Raw genomic sequence first — 17597 nt, 5'->3', positions numbered from 1 at the left:
GGACTTAAACATGGAAAAGAGGCTTAATGCGATTGTTGCCCGCGATACGGCGGCCTTTCCAGGATATTTGCGTAATGGTTCAGGCAGTGTAGCAACTTACCGGGGCGAGTTTGAACCATCTATGATTGAAGAGGGCCAGGAACAGGAATATTTAAAGCAGCTGTTAGTCAGTGATCGTACCGCCACTGATAAGGCACTGACCCTGATGTATCACAATATGCGCTAGCAAATGTTCTACGATGGTAACAAGTGAACTGCTCCAACCTGATAGTTCTGCCAAAGATGAAAAATTTCAATTTTGTCTTGTTTAGATAATTTAGACATAAAAATGACCCCCAAATTTGTCCTAATTTTGGGGGTCATATCATTTACTACGCCTAGTAGCTTTTTTGTTATTAAAATTATTCCGATAGTCTATGATTTGATACGCTCATTATGCCATTCTAGAATCATCTTGACTATGGCGTTAGCGACATTCAAGTTTTTTAACAACGGTCCGTGAGAATAGGTACCGATAAAATTGCGGTAGCGTAAACCTTCGACGTGGTCTTGGGGATTGTTGCCGTAGCCTTCAATCATTTCTCCTAAGGGATGCAGCTTATCTTGATCGTCAAAATAGGTTTGCCCGGAATGATTTTCAAAGGCCTTGACTTCGCCCCATTCACTCATGTAGCGGGTATCACCAATCATGCGCTTATCTGCCTTAAAAACGGTATGGAAAGGTAGAATATCTAACCCTTTGATTGTCACTCCGGCATTGGTTTTATAATATGTGCCCACTAGCTGATAGCCACCGCAGACACCTACCATAGGCTTGCCCGCGTTAATATACTTTGTCAAAGTTTCTTTATGACGCGGTAAATCTTTAGCAACAACAGTTTGCTCAAAATCTTGTCCACCGCCAAAAAAGACAAAGTCATAATCAAAAGCGTTGAATTGATCACCAAGAGAAATATTATCAACTTGTGTATCATAGCCCTGTTTTTTTAGCAAAAACCTGATAATTTTAACGTCGCCAGAATCACCGTAAGTATTCATCAGGTCTTCGTATAAATATGCAATCTTGATTGTTTTGTTAGCCATTATTTACCAACCCCTATTTTCTTGTTTAAAGTATATCTTAATAGTTAGAAGTGGGCAAAGAATAGTTATTTAAGATTTTGCTGCGCTGCAAAATGATTGATTGGACCGTATTTGGAGCCAACTGCAATTGGGTGAGCAATAGCTTCATAAGTAAAGTCCTTGGCTGTTTGAACGCTAGCGATAATCGATTGGCCTTTGGCTAATTCGGCAGCAATTACAGCAGATAGAGTGTCGCCTGTACCATTAATTCTATCTGTATTAATGAAAGGCTTGGTAAATTCGTGGAATTCGCCATCTGTAGTTAACAAGATGTCAGTCACTTGGGACTGCTGGGAGTTATCATGGCGCCCCTTCATTAAAACATTTTTAGCGCCCATTTCCTGCAGCTTTTTAGCACCTTGGCGAATTTCTTCTTTAGTATCTAAACTTAAGCCTGTTAACTTTTTCTGTTCATAAAAATTAGGCGTAATAATGTCAGCCAGTGGCATTAATTGCTCAAGAAACGCTTGGTAAGCATCATCATCAAGTAGGGTATCACCATGCTTAGTCATGATGACCGGATCAAGCACAATTTTACCCATGTCATATTTATGCAAATTGGCGGCAACACAAGCAATTACGTCTTTGTTAGCAAGCATACCGGTTTTAAGTGCATCAATTTTAAAATCATCGTTTAGGACATCAAACTGCTTTTGAATAAAAGGAATTGGCATGACTTCCTGGGCGTAAATTCCAGTAGTATTACCAGCTACTGCGGCTGTCAAAAGCCCCATACCATAAACTTGCCTAGCATAAAAAGAATGCAGGTCAGCGGTCATTCCCGCACTACCATCGCTGTCATTGCCAGCAATTGTTAAAGCAATAATTTCTTTTTTCATTTTTGATATATCCCCATTTTAATAAAAGCTCTATGTAACCAGTATAACTTAAAACAAGCATAATGTTATAATAATTTCTTGTAAAAGCAAGGCCTAGTAGTAAAATGAAGATAAAACCGCTTTCTGTCGGAGAGGATCAAAGATGTTAAAAGAATATATTATGGCAATTGATGAAGGCACAACTTCAACCAGGGCAATGATAATTGACCATCAGGGCAGAAAAATTGCCTCTTCACAAAAAGAATTCCCCCAATATTTTCCCCAACCGGGCTGGGTGGAACATAAGGCAGAAGAAATTTGGCACGCAGTGCAAACAACAATTGCCAATGCCATCATCAATTCTGGAGTGCGGCCACAGCAAATAGTAGGAATAGGCATTACCAACCAGCGTGAAACAACGGTAATTTGGGATAAAAAAACCGGCAAGCCCATTTATAATGCAATTGTATGGCAATCACGGCAGACGACCGACTTAGCAGAAAAGCTAAAAAAAGATGGCTATAGCAATCTGATCCACCAGAAGACGGGACTGATAATTGACCCTTATTTTAGTGCCACCAAAATTCGCTGGATTTTGGATCATGTCGCTGGGGCACAAGAAAAGGCCGAAAATGGCGAGCTGCTTTTCGGCACAATTGACAGCTGGCTTTTATGGAATTTAACTGCTGGTGAAGTTCATGTGACTGATTATACTAATGCTTCAAGAACGATGCTTTTCAATATTCATGATTTAACCTGGGATGACGACATTTTAAAGCTGCTTAACATACCTAAAGTAATGTTGCCGGAGGTAAAGTCCAATTCTGAAATTTACGGCTACACCAAGTCTTATACTTTTTTTGGTGGGCGCGTACCCATTGCCGGCATTGCCGGTGATCAACAAGCGGCTTTATTTGGCCAGTTAGCTCTGAAAAAGGGCATGGTTAAAAACACTTATGGCACAGGCTCTTTTATCGTGATGAATACTGGAGAACAACCAACAGAATCTGACAATAATTTATTGACTACTATTGCGTATGGTTTAAACGGCAAAATTTCGTATGCTTTAGAGGGTTCTATTTTTGTTTCCGGCAGCGCTATTCAGTGGTTGCGTGATTCGCTCAAAATGATTAAGACGGCAGCGGATTCGGAGAAGGCAGCCAGGCTATCAAAGTCTGAAAATGAGGTTTACGTGGTACCGGCTTTCACAGGGCTAGGTGCACCGTACTGGGACTCCGAAGCCCGTGGTTCTGTCTTCGGTATTACACGTGGAACAAATGACAAAGATTTTATCAAGGCCACACTGCAGTCGCTGGCTTATCAAACGCGAGATGTAGTTGATACGATGCAAGTTGATTCGGGCATTAAAATTCCGACTTTGCGCGTTGATGGCGGTGCTTCCAATAATGACTATTTGCTGCAATTTCAGTCTGACATCTTAGGTATTAAAATTGAGCGTGCCAAAATATTGGAAACAACTTCAATGGGTGCAGCTTTCTTAGCTGGCTTAGCCGTGGGTTATTGGCAAAATGTCAATGAATTAAAGGATATTTTCGTAGTAGGTAAAACTTTTGAACCGAAGATGCCTGAAAGCGAAAAGGAACATTTGTATCAGGGTTGGAAAAAAGCCGTGAAGGCCACCCAAGTCTTTGCCCACGGTGAGTAATTTTATGATAAAAGGAGGATAAGAAAGTGGCACATGATCGAATAATTGCATTAGATAGTCCGATGAACTTTCGCGATGTTGGAGGTTATCAAAGTGTAAGTGGTCAGACAGTTAAATGGAATAAAATTTATCGTTCAGATTCACTCAGCTCTTTAACAGCAAGAGACCAGGTTAAATTAGCTAAGTTACGCGTCACTGTCGACTGTGACCTGCGCTCTGAATACGAAAAGTCCTCTTCACCTGATATGTCATGGCCCGATGTGAAATATGTTGATTTGCCGGTATACTCAGACAATATCAATGATGTGCAAAATAACCGGTCAATCTACCGCTTTTTGCATCATATTCCTGATATGCATCATAATTTTATTGGTCGGATTTATCAACAAACTTTGCTAAGCTCCCACAGCCAGGAAATGTTTGCCCGCGTTTTTGCGGAACTGTTGGAATTGCCAGAAGATGAAGCACTGGTTTACCACTGTAGTGCTGGTAAGGACAGAACGGGAATGGTATCTGCCTTGATCTTAATGGCATTAGACGTAGACGATGACACTATTGCCCGTGATTATTTGTTAACCAATGAACTTTATGATTTTGCAGTTTCTCGGCAATTGCCAAGTAATGATGAAATTACGCAAATGGTTTCCAAAATGAACGTCACTAAAGGTGAGGGCATAGCAATTCGCGGCATTACGGAAACTGTTCGTGGCGGCTGGGGCGATTTTCCCACCTTTTTTAAAAAAGTATTGGGCTTTAATGATGATGACTTGGCTCAACTAAAACGAATGTACTTAGATTAGAGGCGAATCGTGATGGTAACCTTGCTTGATGTTGCTAAAAAGGCTAATGTTTCAAAGATGACAGTTTCGCGGGTGATTAATCATCCTGAACAAGTAACCGATGAATTGCGCAAATTAGTTGAACAGGCGATGGATGAACTGGATTATCACCCTAATTATGTTGCTCAGGCTTTGGTAAATAAGCGGACAAATGTGATTAAATTTGTCACGCTGGAAGATGTGGATACGACAGAGCCATATTATATGAACCTGTTATTTGGTATTGCTCGCGGGTTATCTAAAAAGCAATATGCCATCCAGCTGGTTACAGACAGAAATCAAATAGAAGATGGCAACTTTGACGGCTACCTGATTACTGGTGCCCGCTCCAGTGATTATGCTTTATTTGACAGCCTTAAAAAACCCTTTATTTTATTTGGCGAAAATCATCATGGCTATGATTATGTGGATAATAATAATCAGTATGGTGGAGAACTGGCGACAAAATATGCACTTTCGCGGTTATACCAAAACGTTATTTTCATTGGCATTGATGTCAGAGAGCCATTTGAGTATTCGCGTGAAACGGGTTATGTCAATACTTTACAGAAGCATAAAAAGGTCCCGCAAATCTACCGCATTGCTAATCACAGTCACGCTGCGCAAGAAGTAATCAAAAATAATTTCCACAAGTTTCCTAAAGATACTTGTTTTATCTGTGCCAGCGATCGTATTGCTACAGGAGTGGTCAGGCAATTGCAGGATGAAAAGGCTAAAGTTCCGGCTGACTTTGGTGTGATTGGTTACGATGGCGTTTTTCTGGATCAGGTTTCCAACTTGAAGTTAACTACCGTTAAACAGCCAATTTTTAAAATGGGTGAACTCTTGGCCAACATGCTCTTACGCAAAATTGATCAAAAAGGGTCTCCTCAAGGAGAGGCACTAATTAAGCCTTCCTTAGTTAAAAGAGAATCAACCAGGTGAAATATAAGTACAAACAGAAATACACATAATAATCAGGTATCGGCTTGATTACTATGTGTTTTTTGACGTCTAGTCTTTTTTAGGCAAAAAAAGTGAATGGACAGACAACATGTCTGACCACTCACCAACACTAAAGTAGATTATTACTTCTACTTACTTAATCACAAACTACGGTAAAAAATATGAATAACAGATTTACTTTGCACCCATTTATTTTAGCACAGATTAGCTTAAAATAATGATTTTAATATGTATATTTTTACGGTATGAAATCCGCGCAAGAGAATTGAACTGATATAAATAAACTCACAAAAAATGCCAAAACAACTAAAAAAGTTTTGGCATTAATTATTTAAAAATAAATATATCTTGCTTTTCCCAAATTTCACACATTTCTGGGGTATTGAACAAGAATTAAATTGTCCAATACCAAAATCTTATTATGAAATTAAGCCAAAGGCAAGTAAGAATGATATGACCCTCAAATTTGTCCTAAATTTGGGGGTCATATTTTCTGGAGAAAAACTAATTCTCTCAGACTCTAAGAAATGGTTTTAATGTAAGATTGTTTTCTTTATTATTCAGGTTTGTAATCAGGATCGATAATTAAAACAGGTTTGATTGTTTTACCAGAAATTGAATCAGCATTAGCCTGATTAATATCTTCAAATTGATAAAACTTTTCAGTCTTATCAAATGGAAACTTCCCTAATTGATAGAACTCAAGCAATCTTGGTATGTCAACTTGTGGAATGGCATCACCCATGTTAACGCCAACCACTTTTCTATCATCTACACAAAGATCGTTCCAAGTAGAAATAGTCAGGTTCTGAGCTGTTACGGCAATTGCTGCGCAAGTGCCGCCCTGTGCCAAGGCCTCAACAGCATTTTTAATAACGCCAGAAACACCAGTAGTATCAACTGTCCAGTCAACACCATATCCACCAGTTAATTCCTTGATCTTGGCAACTGGGTCTTCTTCTTTACTGTTGATTGTATGTGTGGCACCTAATTCTTTAGCTAATTCAAGCCGCTCTGGAACAACATCAACTGCTATTACTTTGGTGCAGCCACTAATTACACCAGCCATCATTGCAGCTAATCCTACTGCGCCAGTACCAAAGACAGCAATAGTATCGCCTGGTCTAGCTTTCAGAGTGTTGAAAACAGTACCGGAACCGGTAACGTAGCCGCAGCCTAGAGGGCCAACCTTGCGCAAGTCGATACTATCATCAATTTTTACTGCATTTCTCTGATCAACTACAGTAGTGGTAGTGAATGATGATTGGTTAAACATATCACAAATTCTGTGACCATCTTTTTGGAAATGATCATCACCATCTGCACGGACACCGGAAAGATTATAGTCGCTATAATGACGGCATTGGGTTGGGATACCCTTTAAACAATTATCACAAATACCATCAGCGTAGAAAGATAAAATTACGTGATCGCCTACACTGAAGTTTTTAACTTGGTCACCAACTTTTTCAACAATACCAGAACCCTCATGTCCTAGAATTACCGGGTAGCCAACACTTGAATCACCTTTGCGCAAGGCTTCATCTGAGTGGCAGATTCCGCTTGCCACCATGTGAATTTGCAAGTCAGTTGGTCCTACTTCGTGTAAATCAATATTGTCTTCGATCTCAAATGGATCGCCCATTTTTTTAACAACAGCAGCTTTTATTTTCATAAAAAAATCCTCCTTACCTGTTAGCGATTTCAAGATTATTGTGAACCTGTACACATAAAAATGCAATAGTTTTTTAGGAAAAAACATACCTGAATATACCGCACAACGCTAATTTAATTGAACTAGCGGCGATTTTTTTGATAGCGGTAACATTGCCATTACCATTGCCTCTCACCTGGTTTCTCAGCTAAACTTTAAGTGGAGGTATAAATTTATGACGCACTGGTATGAGCATGCAATAATTTACCAAATTTATCCCAAGTCTTTTCAAGACAGTAATGATGATGGTATTGGTGATTTAAATGGCATCAGGCAGAGATTACCTTATTTACAACAGCTCGGTATTAATACTATTTGGCTAAATCCTATCTTTGTTTCACCGCAGGTTGATAACGGCTATGATGTGGCAGATTACTTTAAAATCGATCCCCGAATGGGAACAATGGCAGATATGAAAGCTCTAATTGCTGCTTGTCATCAAGTAGGGATTCATGTGCTTTTAGATTTTGTTTTAAACCATACTTCTGATCAAAATGAATGGTTTCAAAAGGCCAAAAGTGATCCGCATAGTCAATACCGCGACTACTATATTTTTGCAGGTGCAAATAATCAGCGTCCCAATAACTGGGGCAGCTTTTTTGGCGGCAGCGTTTGGGAACCGGATCCGGCAGGTACGGGCCAATTTTATTTCCATTTGTTTGACAAGCACATGCCCGATTTAAACTGGCGTAATCCCAAAGTAAGACAAGAAATGCTCAAAATTGCGGAATTTTGGCTGGCTCAAGGAATAGATGGCTTGCGACTTGACGCTTTTATTCATATTGCCAAGGCAGATTTACGGCAAAGTTTTCCGGTAAAGAAAATAGCAAATGAAGATGACCAAACGATAGTTGCTGAACCCTTTTTTGCTAATTTGCCCCAAGTTCAGAAATGGCTGCGCCCATTTTGTGAGCAAATAAAAAAGGATTATCCGGAAGCTTTGCTTTTGGGGGAAGCTGCCAGCGCTAATGTTAACTTAGCAGCGGACTATACGATGAAAGATCACCATCTTTTAGATAGTGTTGTTACTTTTCGTTATTTTAAGGATGATCAAAGGCACATTGATCCTAACTTGCCTGCAGATTTTCAGCCTAAAGGACTTGACTGGGATGCTTTTAAGAAGACACAGGTTATTTGGCAGCAAACTCTGGCGCAGGTTTCTCAACCTACATTATATTGGAGCAATCACGACATGCCGCGACTGGCTAGCAGAATAGCAAAAACTGAAACACAGGCACGCAGCTTAGCAATGCTGATGTATTTGCAACGGGGAATCCCCATTATCTACTATGGCGAAGAATTGGGTTTAAAAAACCTGCTTTTTACTGCTGAAGAAGAGTTTAATGATCAAGAAGCGGAACGCTTTATCACGAAAGCTGCAGATTGGGATCTAACAAAAGCGGAAGCATTAAAAATGGTCAGTCAAACGCATAAAATGCCGGCACGAGGGCCGATGCCGTGGACAGCTAAAAAGCCAAATTATGGTTTTTCAAAAGTGAGTCCGTGGCTTGAAGGGCAAAGTCAAAATAACGCTAATGTTCAGGCCGAACTGGATGACCCTGACAGTATGTTTAACTTCTACAGACAACTGATTAGTTTGAAAAAAACGGCTTTGTTTCAATCAGGTAGTTTTTACATGCTAGCAACCGCGAATGACAGCTACGTTTATCAGCGGGATTTAGCAAATGATAGTGCAATCGTGGCTGTTTCACTAAGCAGTCAAAAATTAAAAATTAAACTACCTGGTGAATATAGGAAAGTCATGTTAACTGCCGGACAGCATTATTTAAATAATGATGAATTAATTTTGATGCCGTATTCTGGTGTGGTTTTAAGTAAATAATGGAGGAAAAAATGCAATTAGCAGCCCTGAAACATAGAACAGAAAGCGAAGACTGTTTTGTCATTAGTCAGCACCATGTGCGGATTCGGTTCCATAGTGCCAAAAATGATGTTAAAAAAGTAATAGTTCATTATACTGATAATTATCTTGATACCAAGACTGATAAAACCGTGGCCATGACTAAGGCGGGACAAGGGCAGGTAACTGATTATTGGGTAGCAACTTTGAAAGCTCCTTATCGCCGCCTTAAATATACTTTCGAAGTCATTGGCCAGGATGACGGCCATAAAATTGTTGGAGACCGCGGGATCAAAGACTTTACCGCAGCAAATTTAGCAGCTGACAGCAGCTACTTCAAATTGCCTTACTTGCATGAAATTGATCAAACCAAAACCCCTGACTGGGTTAAAAATACTGTTTGGTATCAGATCTTTCCTGAGCGTTTTGCCAATGGTGATAAAAATAATGACCCTCAAGGTACAAAACCCTGGAATCCGCAAGATCATCCCGGACGAGAAGACTTTTACGGGGGCGACTTACAGGGTATTATTGACCATCTGGACTATTTAAAGGAACTGGGCGTTAATGGGTTATACCTGTGTCCGGTTTTTAAAGCTAGCTCCAATCATAAGTATGATACGATAGACTATCTGCAAATTGACCCTGATTTTGGTGACAAGGATTTGTTTGCCAAGTTTGTGAGTGAAGCTCATAAAAGGGGAATGAAGGTAATGCTGGACGCTGTCTTTAATCATTTAGGCGGCCAGTCAATGCAGTGGCAGGATGTAATCAAAAATGGCACTAAGTCGCGGTTTGCATCCTGGTTTCATATTAATCATTTTCCAGTTAAACCATATCAAGGACCTGAGGCAGGCGGACCAAATTATGATACCTTTGCTTTTGAAGGACAAATGCCCAAATTAAATACTGCCAATCCTGCAGTCCAAGATTTTCTGCTGGAAATCGCAACTTATTGGGTAAAATATTTTGATATTGATGCCTGGCGGCTGGATGTTGCTAACGAAGTAGACCATCATTTTTGGCGAAAATTTCATGATGCGCTTACTGCAATTAAACCGGACTTCTATATTGTAGGTGAAATTTGGCATAGTGCACGGCCTTGGCTCAACGGTGACGAGTTTTCTGCAGTGATGAATTATCCGTATACTTTACAGATTGAGGAGCATTTTCTGCACAAAACAAAAACAGCCCAGGAACTAGTTGCGGCTCTTACTGATCAACTAATGATGTACCGCGACTGCACGAATCAGGCCATGATGAATATGCTTGATTCTCATGATACCGCCCGTTTACTGACACTTGCAGGTGAAAATAAAGCGCTGGCTTTGCAAACCCTGACTTTTATGTTCGTGCAGACTGGCAGCCCGTGCATTTATTACGGTACTGAAATGGGAATGACGGGAGGAGAAGATCCCGATTGCCGCAAGCCAATGGACTGGCAAAAAGAGGGCACGCCTTTTTGGTATGAAGTGCAAAAGCTGATTGCTTTTAGAAATAACCATGCTGCTACTTTAGGTAACGGCACAATCAGTCTAAGCGTTACGTCTACCGGCTTAATCAAAGTTAAGCGAATTGGTGCAGAAAAGATCACTGCTCTTTTTAATACAAGTCCTGATAAGATTGCTGTTGCCACAAAGGGCCAGGTAGTATTAAGTCAGAATTTTGCAGCTGGGCAACTTGCCGAGCACGGATTTGTCATTGAACTTGCAAATTAATTTTAAAAACAACTAGTTGGTGCTGGTTGTTTTTTTAAAACATGATTCTGATACCGTTAACAGCGATTTTGCTATTGTCAAATACCTCGTTTTTGCGAATAATGAAAGCGTAAACAAAAAACCTCACCAAAGAGGGAGCGAAAGTAAATGAAACGAATTTTTGAGGTTGACCCATGGAAAGTTGCCACACACAAGTTTTCCCCGGTGGATAAAAGGCTGCAGGAAAGCATTACTGCGATTGGCAATGACTATATGGGGATGCGCGGTAATTTTGAGGAAGGATATTCTGGCGATCAACTGCAGGGTACATACTTAGCAGGTGTCTGGTTCCCAGATAAAACGCGAGTAGGCTGGTGGAAAAACGGCTATCCGAAATATTTTGGCAAAACCATTAATGCCCCCAGCTTTATTGGAATTGGCATCACAGTTAATAATGAAAAAATTGACTTAGCCAAGATTAAATTTACAGATTTTTATTTTGAATTAGATATGCATCAAGGTTTGCTTAGCCGCAGTTTTATTTATGAGGGTGCAAATACTAAAATCAAGTTTGAATTTCAGCGTTTTTTACACATTAGGTTAAAAGAAGCGGCTTTAATCACTGTTAAAGCTACTGTACTTGCAGGTCAGGCAGAAATTGAGTTTAATTCAACGCTTGATGGCACAGTTACTAATGAAGACAGTAACTATAATGAACATTTTTGGCTTAGCTGCAATGAGAATGCTGCAAAGCGTTCTATTCAAGTTATAACCAAGCCTAATCCTTACGATGTGCCTCAATTTACGGTTTTATTAAAAGCAGGCCTGAGAAATAATAATCATGTTGTTAAGGGTACTGTTAAAACGGCAAAAGCAAAGTTAAGTGAGAAGTTGGCAGTTACTCTAAATGCTGGAGAAAGTTACACTTTAGAAAAAGATGTGATCGTAATTACCAGTCGTGATGTAGCACCCGAAAAGCAAAGTGATCGTGCGGATGAGTTGATGCAACAATTGCAATCAAAAAGCTTTGCAGAAAATTTGGCTGATCATACTGCGGTTTGGCAAAAGCGTTGGACTAAAAGTGATGTAGTTATTACTGGTAATGATGAAGCGCAGCAGGGTATTCGTTTTAACATTTTACAGCTATTCATGACGTATTACGGTGAAGACAAGAGACTTAATATCGGTCCTAAAGGTTTTACTGGTGAAAAATATGGTGGCGCCACATATTGGGACACAGAGGCTTTTATCTTTCCGATGTATCTTTGTATTACTAAGCCGAATGTCACGCGGGCGCTATTACAATACAGGCATGATCAACTTGACGGTGCCTATTATAATGCTAGGCAGCAGGGCTTAGCCGGAGCACTTTTCCCAATGGTAACCTTTAACGGGATTGAATGTCATAACGAGTGGGAAATTACTTTTGAAGAAATACACCGTAATGAAGATATTCCCTTTGCAATCAAACAGTATACTAGTTATACGGGAGACGACTCATACGTTAAGAACGAAGGCATGGATGTCCTGGTAGGCACTGCCAGATTTTGGGCTGATCGAGTCCATTATTCTAAATGGCGGCATAAATATGTTATCCACGGAGTAACAGGACCTGATGAATACGACAATAATGTTAATAATAATTGGTTTACCAACATTATGGCGCAATGGGTACTGCAATATACTTTAAAGAGACTGCCACTTGCGGATAAGGCTGCCCAGGAGCGTTTAAATGTAACTAAAGAAGAAAAGGCAAAATGGCAGGACATTATTGAAAATATTTATTTGCCTGAAGATAAAGAACGCGGCATTTTCTTGCAGCAAGATGATTTTTTGGATAAAGATATTAGACCGGCTACAGAAATTCCGCTTGACCAAAGACCAATAAATCAGCATTGGTCTTGGGATAAAATTTTACGGTCACCTTTCATCAAGCAGGCCGATGTATTGCAAGGTATTTATTACTTGGATGACAGGTTTACCAAGGAGCAAAAAGAGCGTAACTTTGCATTTTATGAGCCGTTGACGGTGCATGAAAGCTCCCTTTCCGCCTGTATCCATTCAATTTTGGCAGCGGAATTAGGGCGTAAAAAGCAGTCAGTAGAATTTTATGAACGCACGGCACGCCTAGATCTCGATAACTACAATAATGATACGAATGACGGCCTACACATTACTTCGATGAGCGGTTCTTGGCTGGCAATAGTCCAGGGATTTGCTGGCATGCGTTATGATCACAATCAATTGAGATTTAATCCTTTTGTGCCAGATAATTGGACCGGGTATAGTTTTAAAATTAATTATCGCGGCCGCTTAATTCAGGTGGAAGTGACGCAGCAGGAGACATGTATTACGTTAATTAGCGGACAAGAATTGACAATTTTAGTTAAAGAGCAAAAGGTTACTTTAAAAGAGGGTGAACAGAATTGCTTAAAGGCTTAATTTTTGATTTAGATGGTGTCCTAACGGATTCAGCCAAATTTCACCTGGCGGCGTGGAATAATTTAGCTCAAGAACTGGGTATTAAATTAACTAGCGCGCAGTTAGATTCTCTGCGGGGAATATCACGGATGGATTCTCTTAATTTAATTCTGAAGTATGGCAAGCAGGAAAATAAGTACACCAAGACCCAAAAAGAAGAATTTGCGGCAGAAAAAAATGAAAAGTTTTTAGAGCAGGTTGAAACCATGACGCCAGCTGATATTTTGCCCGGAATTACAGAATTATTAGCAGACGCCAAAAATGCAGGTCTGACAATGTGTATTGCTTCTGCTTCTAAAAATGCCCCCAAAATCTTGAGTAAATTAGGTATTGCTGATCAGTTTGATCAAATTGTTAATCCTGCTTTACTGGAACGCGGTAAGCCGGATCCGGAAATTTATCAAAAAGCACAGCAGTTGCTAAAGCTGCATAATGATGAAGTGATTAGCTTTGAAGATGCGGCTGCCGGTGTTGAGGCAATTAAGGCTGCGCACCAGTTTGCAGTGGGAATTGGAGATAAACAAATACTTAAAGGAGCTGATTATATCGTTAAATCTACAAAAGAATTAAAGCTGGATAAAATTGTGGCTGTATTTAAGAAAAATAATAAGAAGGTAGGTTAAAGATATGGTTGAAGTTGACTTAAACCATATGTGTAAAAAGTATGAAGGCAATGATCACTATTCAGTGAAAGACTTTGATTTACACATTAAAGATAAAGAGTTCATTGTTTTTGTCGGCCCCTCAGGCTGTGGTAAATCAACTACTTTAAGAATGATTGCGGGATTAGAGGATATTAGCAAAGGTACTCTTGAAATTGATCATAAGGTAATGAATGATGTGGCACCTAAAGACCGTCATATTGCCATGGTTTTCCAGAACTACGCGCTTTATCCGCACATGTCAATCTACGATAACATGGCATTCGGTTTGAAACTGCGCCATTATCATAAAGATGAGATTGATAAAAGGGTACAAAATGCTGCCAAGATTCTTAATTTGCGTGAATATTTGGATAAAAAGCCGGCAGAGCTTTCTGGTGGTCAAAGGCAAAGAGTTGCACTAGGACGGGCAATAGTGCGGGATGCTCCCATCTTCTTGATGGATGAGCCGCTGTCAAACTTGGATGCGAAACTGCGTGTTTCCATGCGGGCAGAGATTGCCAAGCTGCACCAGAACTTAGGTACAACTACGATTTACGTTACTCATGATCAGACTGAAGCTATGACCTTGGCTGACCGGGTAGTCGTAATGTCAGTTGGTAAAATTGAACAGATTGGGACACCGCAGGAAGTATATAACCATCCAGTTAATCAATTTGTCGCCGGCTTTATCGGTTCACCGCAAATGAATTTCTTTAATGTCCACTATCACGACGGTCAAGTCACTGATGGCAAGGGCCTTAATCTGGGAATACCTGAAGGCAAGTCAAAACTGCTTAATGAGCAGGGTTATAATGACCGCGACTTGATACTGGGTATTCGGCCAGAAGATATCCACGCAGAAGAGGCCTTTTTAGAAACTTGGCCTGACGCGGTGGTCGAATCTGAAGTCGTTGTTTCTGAACTCTTGGGAGCTACTATTCAGCTTTACCAAAGAGTGGATGAAACTGAGTTTGTAGCTAACATCAATGCCCGAGATGTTTATCAACCAGGGCAAAAGGTCAAGATGGGCTTTGATTTAAACAAAGCACACTTTTTCGACAAGGATACAACCTTGGCTGTAGTTAATTAGGGAATAAAATCAGTGACTTTAGTTGTCATTGATATAAAAACATGTTGTTTTATATTAGGAGGTAAATAACATGAATATTTGGAAGAAAGTAGCTTTAGGAAGTACAGCAGTTTTAGCTGCAATGTCACTTGCAGCATGTTCTAATGGTAAGTCAGACTCTTCGTCAAGCAGCAGTAGTAATCAAAATACTAAGTTGACTTTATGGGTTGATACTAACCAGGTATCATACTACAAGAAAATTGCCAGTGATTTTACTAAATCACATAAGAATATTTCAGTGCGCGTTACGCAAAATCCAACCGGATCAGCTAATGCTAAAACTGATGTGGGTAAGGACCCTTCAAAAGCAGCCGATGTTTTTGAAGCACCAAATGATCAATTAGGTCAACTGGCAGATTCTGGTTATATTAACCCGCTGTCACCAAAAGATAGTAACAATATCAAGTCTAATTACATTGACGTTGCAGCTAAAGGTGTAACTTGGAAAGGCAAGATCTATGCTTATCCTTATGCACAACAGGCACAAACAATTTATTACAACAAGTCTAAATTATCAGCAAGCGATGTAAAAGACTGGAAGACTTTAACTTCAAAGGGAGTTGTGGCAACAGACTTTACTAACGCTTATGTTATGTGGCCGGTATTCTTCTCTGCTGGTACAAAGCTTTATGGTGACAGTGGTGAAGATTTGAAGGGCTCAACCTTTAATTCTGCTAAAGGTGTTAACGCATTGAAGTGGTTTGCAGAGCAAAAGAATAACAAGGGCGTAATGCAGACCTCTAATGCTTTGAACCAATTGAAGAAGGGCAACGCTCAAGCCATCTTGGATGGTCCTTGGAACGCGGCTAACATTAAGAAGATTTTAGGTAAGAACTTTGCTGTTGCTAAGTACCCAATGATTAATGTTGGTGGCAAGAATGTGCAAATGCAGGCCTTTTTGGGAATCGAAGGGTTCGCTGTTAATGCTCATACCAAGAGTCCTAAGGCTGCATCACAATTAGCAGCATTTATTACAGATAAAAAGTCACAATTAATTGCGCACAAAGAAGCTGGTCAAATCCCTGTTCTTAAGGAAGCAGTTAATGACCCAGTAATTAAGAATGATCCAGTTGCTGATGCGGTTATTGAAATGTCTAAACCTGGCAATTCAGTCTTAATGCCGAAATTACCACAAATGTCTGTCTTCTGGAACGATGTTCCTCCTCTAATCAATGGTGCATATGATGGTAAAGTTAAACCTGATCAATATAAAGCACAACTTGATAAATTAGCTAAGCACTCATCAAAGAAATAGTTAATTAAAATACTTAAAGGTTGGACAAGTAGTGCCCAACCTTTTTGTTCAAGAAGAGGAAGAATTATGTTTAGAAAGAAAAAACATGCGGCACCTGAGGCAACCTTTAAGGAAGTATGGTCTAAAGGCAATATTGCTACTAAATTATCATTCTTTTTTATGGGTTCCAATGCTTTGGCAAATAAGCAATGGGTAAAAGGCCTAGCATTATTGCTGGCAGAAGTGGCCTTTATTGCTTGGTTTGTTTTTAGTGGCATATCCGCAATTAGTATGTTGTCAAGTTTGGGACCAATTAAAAGTAAAAAGGTTGTTTATGATAGCGCACAAGGCGTTTATATTACCAAGCAACCTTCAAATTCAGTTTTGATTCTTTTGTTTGGCTTACTGGCAATTATTGTTTGTATTGCAATGGTTTACTTATACATTGTCAATCTGCGCTCTACCAGAAAAAATTATGTGCTCCAGCGAGATGGCAAACACATTTTAACCAATAAAGAAGAACTGGCAAACTTGTTTGATTCTCGTTTGCATGATACTCTGATGACTTTTCCAATCATCGGTATTCTTTGCTTTACCATTTTGCCAACAATCTTTATGATTTCAATGGCATTTACCAACTATAACCGGCAACACCCAATTGCCTTTTCTTGGACAGGATTTCAAGCTTTTGGCAATGTCCTTAGTGGTGACCTCTCAGGCACGTTCTTTCCGGTTTTGGGCTGGACTCTTGTCTGGGCGGTAGCTGCTACGGCAACAACATTCTTTTTTGGAGTTTTGCTTGCCTTGCTGATTGAATCTAAAGGAATAAAACATAAAGGCTTCTGGCGGACAATCTTTGTGATTGTCTGGGCTGTACCTCAGTTTGTTTCTTTGTTAATGATGGCTCAGTTCTTAGATTATCAGGGCGCACTCAACAATATCTTAATGAATATCGGCTGGATTTCTCATCCGTTACATTTTATTGACAGTCAAGCCTCACCTTTGGTAGCACGAATAACGGTTATTATTGTTAATATGTGGATCGGTATCCCGGTTTCAATGCTGGTTTCGACTGCGATTATTCAAAATTTGCCAACTGATCAAATTGAAGCCGCAAAAATTGATGGTGCTAATGCATTACAAGTATTCAAATCAATTACTTTTCCACAAATATTATTTGTGATGGCGCCTTCTCTTATTCAACAGTTTATTGGTAATATTAATAACTTTAACGTGATCTTCCTGTTAACTGGAGGAGCACCAATGAATAACAAGTATAATGGTGCGGGTTCTACCGACCTGTTGGTAACGTGGCTGTACAACTTAACCTTTGGTCAGGAGCAGCGCTACAATGCATCAGCGGTCTTGGGTATTCTCATCTTTATTATTAGTGCGGTATTTTCATTAATTGCATACCGCCATACCAATGCTTTTAAGGAGGGCTAAA

13 protein-coding genes and 1 pseudogene are annotated in these 17597 nt (G+C 39.8%); 11 read left to right on the top strand and 3 right to left on the bottom strand.

Going from position 1 to position 17597, the window contains the following annotated elements; translation table 11 throughout:
- Positions 1–226 (top strand): annotated as a pseudogene (locus H3R29_RS08705) (hypothetical protein); the annotation flags it as partial.
- Positions 227–414: 188 nt separating this feature from the next.
- Here the strand turns inward: H3R29_RS08705 and H3R29_RS08700 are convergent.
- Both H3R29_RS08700 and thiD read right to left on the bottom strand, forming a co-directional pair.
- Positions 415–1083, bottom strand: coding sequence for a type 1 glutamine amidotransferase (locus H3R29_RS08700; RefSeq protein ID WP_187157084.1), 669 nt, complete (start codon positions 1081–1083; stop codon positions 415–417).
- Between the two features lie 65 nt (positions 1084–1148).
- Positions 1149–1961 carry a bifunctional hydroxymethylpyrimidine kinase/phosphomethylpyrimidine kinase gene (gene thiD, locus H3R29_RS08695; protein ID WP_122038141.1) on the bottom strand — a complete coding sequence of 271 codons (813 nt, stop codon included), beginning with the start codon at positions 1959–1961 and terminating at the stop codon, positions 1149–1151.
- A 142-nt stretch (positions 1962–2103) separates the two neighbouring features.
- On the opposite strand from thiD, the gene glpK reads away from it, so the two are divergent.
- The 3 genes from glpK to H3R29_RS08680 are packed head-to-tail and all read left to right on the top strand — an operon-like array spanning position 2104 to position 5369.
- Positions 2104–3606, top strand: coding sequence for a glycerol kinase GlpK (gene glpK, locus H3R29_RS08690; RefSeq protein WP_198203036.1), 1503 nt, complete (start codon positions 2104–2106; stop codon positions 3604–3606).
- Between the two features lie 26 nt (positions 3607–3632).
- Positions 3633–4406 (top strand): tyrosine-protein phosphatase, encoded by a 774-nt coding sequence (locus H3R29_RS08685; protein WP_198203037.1) that lies wholly within the window; start codon positions 3633–3635, stop codon positions 4404–4406.
- Positions 4407–4418: 12 nt separating this feature from the next.
- Positions 4419–5369: a LacI family DNA-binding transcriptional regulator gene (locus H3R29_RS08680; protein WP_046325650.1), complete on the top strand. Its 951-nt coding sequence runs from the start codon at positions 4419–4421 to the stop codon at positions 5367–5369.
- 577 nt (positions 5370–5946) lie between these two features.
- On the opposite strand, the gene H3R29_RS08675 is transcribed toward H3R29_RS08680, so the two are convergent.
- Positions 5947–7065 carry an NAD(P)-dependent alcohol dehydrogenase gene (locus H3R29_RS08675; RefSeq protein WP_198203038.1) on the bottom strand — a complete coding sequence of 373 codons (1119 nt, stop codon included), beginning with the start codon at positions 7063–7065 and terminating at the stop codon, positions 5947–5949.
- A 214-nt stretch (positions 7066–7279) separates the two neighbouring features.
- Between H3R29_RS08675 and H3R29_RS08670 the strand changes: the two genes are divergently transcribed.
- The 7 genes from H3R29_RS08670 to H3R29_RS08640 all read left to right on the top strand — a co-directional run bounded on the left by H3R29_RS08670 (position 7280) and on the right by H3R29_RS08640 (position 17596).
- Positions 7280–8947 carry an alpha-glucosidase gene (locus H3R29_RS08670; RefSeq protein WP_198203039.1) on the top strand — a complete coding sequence of 556 codons (1668 nt, stop codon included), beginning with the start codon at positions 7280–7282 and terminating at the stop codon, positions 8945–8947.
- Between the two features lie 11 nt (positions 8948–8958).
- The gene (locus H3R29_RS08665; RefSeq protein WP_198203040.1) at positions 8959–10683 is read left to right on the top strand and encodes a glycoside hydrolase family 13 protein; all 1725 of its coding nucleotides are present in this window, start codon (positions 8959–8961) and stop codon (positions 10681–10683) included.
- Positions 10684–10830: 147 nt separating this feature from the next.
- Positions 10831–13104, top strand: coding sequence for a glycoside hydrolase family 65 protein (locus H3R29_RS08660; protein ID WP_198203041.1), 2274 nt, complete (start codon positions 10831–10833; stop codon positions 13102–13104).
- Positions 13089–13766, top strand: a complete 678-nt coding sequence (pgmB, locus tag H3R29_RS08655; RefSeq protein WP_198203042.1) for a beta-phosphoglucomutase — start codon at positions 13089–13091, stop codon at positions 13764–13766. The genes H3R29_RS08660 and pgmB overlap by 16 nt, the downstream gene beginning before the upstream one ends.
- A 4-nt stretch (positions 13767–13770) precedes the next feature.
- The gene (locus tag H3R29_RS08650) at positions 13771–14877 is read left to right on the top strand and encodes an ABC transporter ATP-binding protein (protein WP_122038132.1); all 1107 of its coding nucleotides are present in this window, start codon (positions 13771–13773) and stop codon (positions 14875–14877) included.
- A gap of 70 nt (positions 14878–14947) precedes the next feature.
- The gene (locus H3R29_RS08645; RefSeq protein WP_198203043.1) at positions 14948–16171 is read left to right on the top strand and encodes an extracellular solute-binding protein; all 1224 of its coding nucleotides are present in this window, start codon (positions 14948–14950) and stop codon (positions 16169–16171) included.
- 66 nt (positions 16172–16237) lie between these two features.
- Entirely contained in the window at positions 16238–17596 is a 1359-nt protein-coding gene (locus tag H3R29_RS08640; RefSeq protein ID WP_122038130.1) for a carbohydrate ABC transporter permease, read from the top strand.
- The last annotated feature ends 1 nt before the right edge of the window (position 17597 follow it).

This window comes from Lactobacillus sp. M0393 (genome assembly GCF_016102025.1).
Taxonomy (GTDB): Bacteria; Bacillota; Bacilli; order Lactobacillales; family Lactobacillaceae; genus Lactobacillus; species Lactobacillus melliventris.
Note: the sequence above shows the minus strand (reverse complement) of the source record. Positions and strands in the feature narration are given on the sequence as shown.